4 protein-coding genes are annotated in these 7517 nt (G+C 48.8%); 1 reads left to right on the top strand and 3 read right to left on the bottom strand.

Annotated features, from left to right (window positions below; translation table 11 throughout):
- The 3 genes from K6G33_RS02040 to K6G33_RS02030 all read right to left on the bottom strand — a co-directional run.
- Positions 1 to 1687 (bottom strand): glycoside hydrolase family 9 protein (locus K6G33_RS02040; protein ID WP_296775689.1); only part of this gene is annotated, 1687 nt, incomplete at its 3' end.
- A gap of 295 nt (positions 1688 to 1982) precedes the next feature.
- The gene (locus K6G33_RS02035; RefSeq protein ID WP_296775686.1) at positions 1983 to 4055 is read right to left on the bottom strand and encodes a glycoside hydrolase family 9 protein; all 2073 of its coding nucleotides are present in this window, start codon (positions 4053 to 4055) and stop codon (positions 1983 to 1985) included.
- A gap of 438 nt (positions 4056 to 4493) precedes the next feature.
- Positions 4494 to 5873 carry an ABC transporter substrate-binding protein gene (locus K6G33_RS02030; RefSeq protein ID WP_296775683.1) on the bottom strand — a complete coding sequence of 460 codons (1380 nt, stop codon included), beginning with the start codon at positions 5871 to 5873 and terminating at the stop codon, positions 4494 to 4496.
- Between the two features lie 446 nt (positions 5874 to 6319).
- On the opposite strand from K6G33_RS02030, the gene K6G33_RS02025 reads away from it, so the two are divergent.
- Positions 6320 to 7438 carry a D-alanyl-D-alanine carboxypeptidase family protein gene (locus tag K6G33_RS02025; RefSeq protein WP_296775682.1) on the top strand — a complete coding sequence of 373 codons (1119 nt, stop codon included), beginning with the start codon at positions 6320 to 6322 and terminating at the stop codon, positions 7436 to 7438.
- Positions 7439 to 7517 lie beyond the last annotated feature (79 nt).

Raw genomic sequence — 7517 nt, 5'->3', positions numbered from 1 at the left:
CGCCCTTGAAGTCTTCCTGTTCCCACTTGCCTGTCCAAGTACCGAAAGCACCTGAAACCTCAGTGTCGTTTGAATTTACCTTGAGGTAAAGTGTAGCTGACTTAGCGCCCTGTGGAGCGAACTCAGCGTAGTTGTTGATCTTGTCGTCGCTTCCTGTTTCAGTATCAACAGTCATATCTGAAGGAGTGAGGACGATATCGCCGCCTGCCGGTGGGTTGTATGGCTCATACTTTGTAGTAGAAGTAGTTATAGTAGGAGTCTTCTGTGTTGTAGTTGTACCGCTTGATATCGGAGGATCAATGTTGGTCTTGTCGTTGTAGATCTTGCTAACGCCTTCGATCTGGGATACAATAGAACCTGTCTTGTAGAAGTGGTAAAGACCTGCTGCTGCACCTACGAAACCTGCGTTATAGTCGAGAGCAACCTCGTTGCCCTGATAGTCGGAACGGATATCCTTATATGTACCGTTTGCATCTACAGGACCGCCGCAGAGAGCGCCTACGAGGAGGTACTTGTTCTGCTGTCCGTCGTTCTGCTGGCTTGCGTCAACGTTTGGAGATGAAGCTCTGTGGTGAGGATTTCTTGAAGAATCGGGCTTAAAGCCGACAACGAGACAGTGCTTCTGTCCGTTAGCGAAAGCCTTGTCACCTGTGAGGTATTCCATCTGACCCTTAGCCCATGAAGCGTCAGCCTTCTGATACTTAGCAGCTACGAGAGTACAGAGCTGAGCAGTAGCGTTCTGTCTTGCGCTGCCCCATTCCCAGTTAGCGAGGAAGCAGTAGTTATTTCCCTTGAAGTTGTTGAGGAAGCCTGCGCTGCTCCAGTCGCCTGTGATCTCACCCTTGAGGATACCTGCGCCGAGCTGAACGCTCTCCCATGAGTGGTTGGAGTAGGACTGACCTGCGCCCTTTAACTCATTGAGATACTGGCTGTCCTTTGTAGCGAGATAGAGCCAGCCTGCTGCCCAGTCGATCTCATCGTCTGCACCAGTCCAGTGTCCGTCGTAGAATGTTGAGTTGTGGCAGTTTGTGTTCTTCTTTGAGAATTCATAAAGAGCCTTAGCGTACTTGAGGTCTTCTTCGTTGCCGAAGTTTACGTAGTTAGCTGCGAGAGCTGCTGCATATTCAGCAGTGATGTTAGCAGCACCGCCTGTTGTCCAGAGCATATCGCCTCTGCTTCCCTGAGTTTCAGGAGCGCCCCAGTAAGAATGGTCTACATTACCGTTACCTTTTTCGATGAGGACCTTCTGAACTGTATTGCCGTTGAGAACAGTAGCATCACGCATAAACTTAGCGAATCTGTCAGTGATAACTTTGAGGTGAGCACCCTGACCTGTAGCCTCGTATGCGTCCTTGAACTCGTAGTAAGACCAACCGAGAGTAGAAGCAGCATAGCCGCCTGGCTGACCGAACCAAACGTGGTCACCTGCATCGTGGAAACCACCTACAACATCGTCACTTGTATGGCAGTCGCCTCTCCAAGTGAGTGCGCAGTCACCGTTCAGTTTACCGCACATATTTGCGTCATAGAAATAAAGAGAGTACTGAAGGAGTTTTGCATAGTTGTCGGAATCTGCTGCTGTAGCTGAGAGAGAGGGGTTAGCTACTGAAGCGATCGGACCTGCAAGTGATGTCATAGCGACAGCGCCGCTGATGATGGCTGATTTCAGCCTGTTTAATTTGTTCATGTAATCACACTTCTTTCTTAGTAGTGAGCCTATAATATGTCTCATGAACATTATACAAGGTTTGTTCTGAAATTTGGTTACAAATTGGTAACTGAATAATTACGATTTGGTTAAAACGGACATATTAAGACTAATTTCAGCATAGTGTGTAAAAAGTTCGTTCATATATTGTGCATAATTACGATGAAATTTTTTGTATTCAGGTGGACAAAAAGAGAAAAGCAGCAGAATAATAATATTCTGCTGCGCGATAGTGTTATACATTTTTGCGGTCTGATTATTTTTTGCGTTTGTATCAGTCTCCGTTGATCGGAAGTGACTTATATATTCCGAGGAGATATTTCTGTAAGCAGAGAGCGTCATCGCCGGTCATGTCGTTCTGGAGATTTACGTCTGCATTAGTTAGACCGAACTCGGTGATATGGTGCTTGTCGGTACCGTTAAGGCCGTACTTGTTCGGGCTTGCGAGAGCCTGCATTATCATTACAACGTCTGCGAAGTCAACAGAATCGTCACAGTTTGCGTCGCCGAATTTGACACCTGTCATGACAGTGATGGTGCGTGTGATCTTCTGACCTGTAGGAGATATAAAGGATATCCGCGCACTGCCTTCCACAAGACCCTTGATCGTATAGGTATCATCGGAGGTCTGCTCCAGAGAGATAACATCGTTGTCGTATTCAAAGTTTCCGAATTTTACCATACCTGCACCCTGAGTAAATCTGAGAGTAGCAGTTTCGCCGACAGCGATGTCTTTCTTGTCTATAACGAAATTAACTTCGCTGTTTGTGGGCTGAACGGTCGTGGTAATAGTAGTAGTTGTTGTTGTGGTGGTCGTTGTGGTAACTACGGGTGAGCTGTTACCGAACTTGAAGTTCTCGTTTATCTCGTTTGCGGACTTTGCAAGAGCTGTCATAGCCGAAGCGTCGCCGCCGTAGAGGTTTGCGATACCTGCACAAGCGATAGCGAAACAGCCGTTATAATCGAGAGCGCCCTCGGTGTACTGGTACTTGTCGGTCTGATCCTGATAGCCGCTCTTGTCGTCGCCGCCTACGAGGAGACCGTAAGCTGTGTACTTAGCGGAAGGATTTGAAGAAGCGCCGTTTGCGTCTGTACCGGGGTTAGCTGCGCGGTGGTGTATATGTACAGGCCACTTGCTGCCGTAGCCGATGAGGAAGCTGTAGCCTAAGCTGTTGTCGCCGAGGATATGATCCATCTGGTACTTTGCAGCCTTAGCGTAGTCAGCGTCGGGGTCGCCGTTTGCGATAGCGATAGCGTCCATCTGCTTAGCGCAGTTGTAACGTGAAGCGCCCCAGCCATCGGCGTTGTATGTACCTACTCTGAGGTCGCCCTGACTTTCGAGTTCTACCTTGAGCTCGTCAGCGAAAGCCTTATCGCCTGTAGCCTTATACATCAGTGCGGAGTAGCCCTGCCATACCTTGTTCCAGCAGTATACCCAGCCGTCGTACTGACTTCCGCCGTAGTCCTTGTTCTTAGGAACGCGGGTAGGCTTGCTGCCTGCATCGCAAACCCAGAGCCAAGCCTGAGCCATAGCCTCTTCGTCCTGATACTGAGCCTCTGTGCCGTAGAAGTCTGCCAGACCGCCGCCTTCGTTGCCGACGTGCTGCTGACCGAATTCAAGGAGAGCCTTTGCGTACTTTATACATTTAGCCGAATATTCGGGATCTGAATCCTTTACTACGTAGGCAGTTCCGGCAAGACCTGCTGCCATTTCACAGCATACTGCGGAGTTGTTGCTGTTTGCTGTGAGCCAGTAGATAGGTCTTTCGTAGGTCTGCACTTCAGGCGATGACCAGTAGCTGTGATCCTGTCCGCCGTTGGCAACGACGTGAGCGATAGCAGCGACCTTGCCCGATCCGTCGAGGAAGGTGGTTTTCATGAGGTAATCGGCACCCCACTTCAGCTCGTAGATAAGGTGATCCTTGCAGCCTGCTTTTTCGTAGATACCCGGGTTGAGGTACTCGGAGAGCGCAAGGCTGGAGATGCCGAAGCCGATAGTGAGATTGAACTTTATATGGTCGCCTGCATCGTGGAATCCGCCTGAAACATCGACTTTTCCGTCGCCGTCGGGGTCAACTGCGGCTTTTTCAGAACCGCCGAGGCTGCCGATAGAAGCTTTTTCGTCGTATGTGTGGCAGTCGCCGCGCCATGTGAGCGGACCGTCGGTGATGCCCTTGCCGCAGGCGTTGGCATCGTACATATACAGCGACATAGCCAGAGCTTCGTAATAGTTGTTGTCAGCAGCGTTGACGTTTGCAGGGACTGTGAAGCCTGCGGAAGTGACAGCCATAACAGCCGAAGCAGCAAAAGCGGTCAGCTTTGCAGACAGTTTGTGTAAATTTCTCATTTTAAATTCTCCTCTCATAACCATGTTTTCGGAAATCAACATAGTTCCAATAACAACATTATAGCACATTTTGTATCGCTTTTGTGAATATTTTGTGTAATTTTTTACAATGCAAATCAACTTTGGAGAATGTATCAAAAAGACGTATTACTTTTTGTGGCATTTTACCCATATATAATGCCGTCAGGCAGCGTGACGCTGCGCCCTTGCCGCGTTGCGAGCTGAGCCGGTTCGACCGCTTCCACGCTGCCGCTTGTTTCACGCGCTCACTCTGTACGAGATCGTTAATTTGCTTTCGCTTACGGCACGATATGCAAATCGCAGCATGAAACATCTGTAGGGACACTTTTCGAGCGTCCGTTAATAGCAAAACATTTATCTCATTACTCTCAATTGCAAATAAAACAGGGCGGAAATTGAAATATCCGCCCTTACTTATTAATTATAATTATTTATTTCGCCGTCGATAATACCCGACATTGCGCCGCGGAGAGCCTCCCATGAATCCACGGGGCCGCCGTCAAGGAGAACCGAATTGATATTGTTGATAACGCCGCGTGTTTCGTAGTTATAGTTGCCTGCGCTGTACATCTTTTCGCCCATGCCATAGCTGTAGTCGAAGAAAGGCGTGATGTTCACAGGTGAGAGGTACTCCTGTATAGCGTCGAACTGCTCGGCGGTGATGCCCTGAGCGATAGCAGCGTCCTTTGCGGCTGCTCTGATCTTTCCGTCGGTAGCGGCAAGTCGCTCACATTTTATGTAAGTAGCGACAGCTGCGCCCTTTGTCGAGCCCTTTACGAGCATTCTTGCATTGAATTTGCAGCTTCCGTAATATTTATCCGCGTCGGGAGCTTTCGGGAACGGCACGACCATGAGGTCTGCTTCGGGGTTCAGCCTGTTGGATTCCGCGAGAGCCCAATCGTTCATGGCGTAGAACAGCGTGTTCAGGTCTGTCGGGAAATTGCCCTTCCATGTTTTGTCGTAAAGACCCTTTGCAGCGATATCGTGCATGAAGTTCTCGGCTTTTTCCAGTTTTGGATCGTTGATATTATTTGCGAACGAAGTTCCGTCATAAGTGACGACTGCCGCGCCTGCGGAGCAGAGTGCAGCTTCTCCGAACCAGCCGTTTATGCCGTATCTCGGAGCATCGGGCTGATTTGCCCTGAACTTGTCCACGATCTGCATGAAGGTATCCCAGTTCCAGCTGCCTGCTTTATATAAAGTATATGGGTCGTCGATGCCCTCTGACTGCATGAGCTTTCTGCTGTAGGTCAGGAGGAACGGCTCTGACAGAGCATAGGGGACAACGTAGTGCTGACCCTTGTACTCGAACGACCTTATAACGTCGGACATCTCGTCCCATAAGCCGTCGCTCATGCCCATATCGTCGTAATATGGGTCGAGAGGGTCGAAGCGCTCGCTGAGAACGCCCTGTGGGAACACATCGGTGTCATATGGGAACATATCAATTCCTTCGCCTGCTGCGAGTTTTGAATCGAGCACATCGAACCTGTCCTTATACTGGGCGTTTATGTAGTTTATTTTGCCGCCGTAAACGTCCTCGAACAGAGCGAGGGCGGTGGAGCGTCCGCTGCCGTTGACTGGGTTCAGGTCGAAGTCCGAGAGCCATGTGATATTCATGTCCTCTGACGGAGCAGCCTTTTTGGAACTGCCCGAAGTACCTTTTTCGGTGAGAGTCGTTGTTTCGGCAGTCGGGTCAGCCTGACCCACTTTTTTGTCGCCGCTGCATGAAACGGCAGATGAAAGAACTGCGGCGAGAGCGGTCACGGCTGCCGTCAGTTTCTTTGAAAATGTCATTATATGATAGCTCCTTTCGGATATTGCATTTGTGTAAGGATATCTGTTCGATCTTCTGGTGAAGATCTGAATTGCTCAATAGCGGTGAATATCCTGTCTTTTTCCCTGTTTTTGCCGAGGTCGTTCCGTACTATGTTTTTTTGGACGTGCAGGACTCTGCGGTCAGACCTTAGCGGGATCGCTACTCACTAATTATACTCGTTCGGCGAGATGATGTCAAGGCGGAAAAATGAAAGTTTACAGCGTAAACGCGCTGTATGCAGGAAATATCCTTTGTTAAAAAACGCCAAAAATGAGGAGTATTATATGTCAGGTTGTTAAAAATTTACAGAATTGTGTTAAAATAGCGTGACAATTCAATATACCTGTGATATAATAGAAACAAGGTGTTTATGTCGGCAGGAAAAACTGACCGCCCTAATATATTGAGAAAGGGATTTATAAATATGGACAACAATAATTACGGTTCACATCGTCCCCGCAAAAGAGTATCCCGAAAGACACTGAGAAGACGACAGCTTACAGCACTGTTCATAATCGCATTGCTCGTGCTCATGTTTGTTATCTTGGTGGCAAATGCTTGTTCAAAGAACTCCAAGAGCGGCGACGGCGGCAAAAAAGCAGCGGCAACTACTACGTTGACAAGGATCACAACGACTACCGAACCTGCTATAACTACTACAACAACGACTACGACAACTCCTGCGGATCCTGTAAACAAGAGCGATTTCAAGCTCGACAAGCAGTCGGTATACATCAGTGTAGGTGAAACCGATACTCCTATGGTACAGGCTTACCCCGACGGAACTACAGAAGCTGATGAGCGCTGGTCATCAGGCGATAAGAGCATCGCTACAGTTGATGAATACGGTCATATCACAGGCGTGAAACCCGGCGTGTGCTACATAACGCTCAGATCGGCTGCCGATCCGGATCAGGAAGTAATGATAAAGGTCACTGTACGCGGTGACGATTCAACAAACGGAACTTTAACGCCTCAGTCGAATACGGCTGAGGCTCCTGCGCCCCCTGTTCATGATGATACAGAGGGGCTTACTTATATAGACGGTATCCTTGTGGCGAACAAGTCCTACAGCCTGCCTGCGGACTTTGATCCGGGTCTTGAGACCATATGCTATACGCAGTTTCAGGCACTTACAAATGCCGCAGCAAAGGAGAATCTGAACATATGGCTCGGTTCGGGGTATCGTTCATATCACGATCAGGAGATTATTTATGCCAATTACGTAAAAGAGGACGGCAAGGAGCTGGCAGATACCTATTCTGCGCGTCCGGGATATTCTGAGCATCAGACAGGACTTGTCATTGATGTGAATACTATCGACGATGCTTTCGGTGCAACTCCCGAAGCTGCATGGCTTGCGGAACACGCTCATGAGTACGGCTTTATAATACGTTATCCATACGGCAAGGAAGCGTACACAGGCTATAAGTACGAACCGTGGCATATAAGATATGTGGGCTCAGAGGTCGCAACGAAGATGTACAAAAACAATCAGTGCCTTGAAGAATACCTGAAGATAAAATCCGAATACAAAGATTGAACGATCCCCTGTCGGCAGTGACGGGGGTTTTTTATTGGGAGAGCAATGGTGCTGCTTGACTAACCCGACGGGATATGTT

Origin of the sequence: Ruminococcus sp. (assembly GCF_024691275.1) — a bacterium.
In the GTDB taxonomy this organism is placed as follows: Bacteria; Bacillota; Clostridia; order Oscillospirales; family Ruminococcaceae; genus Ruminococcus.
The sequence above is the reverse complement of the archived record's forward strand: the minus strand, read 5'-3'. Positions and strand labels throughout refer to the sequence as shown.

What these genes read in the sequence shown, in the direction of transcription:
- K6G33_RS02035 (WP_296775686.1), bottom strand. Translation starts at nt 4,055, where the DNA reads ATGAGAAATTTACACAAACTGTCTGCAAAGCTGACCGCTTTTGCTGCT.
- K6G33_RS02025 (WP_296775682.1), top strand. Translation starts at nt 6,320, where the DNA reads ATGGACAACAATAATTACGGTTCACATCGTCCCCGCAAAAGAGTATCC.
- K6G33_RS02030 (WP_296775683.1), bottom strand. Translation starts at nt 5,873, where the DNA reads ATGACATTTTCAAAGAAACTGACGGCAGCCGTGACCGCTCTCGCCGCA.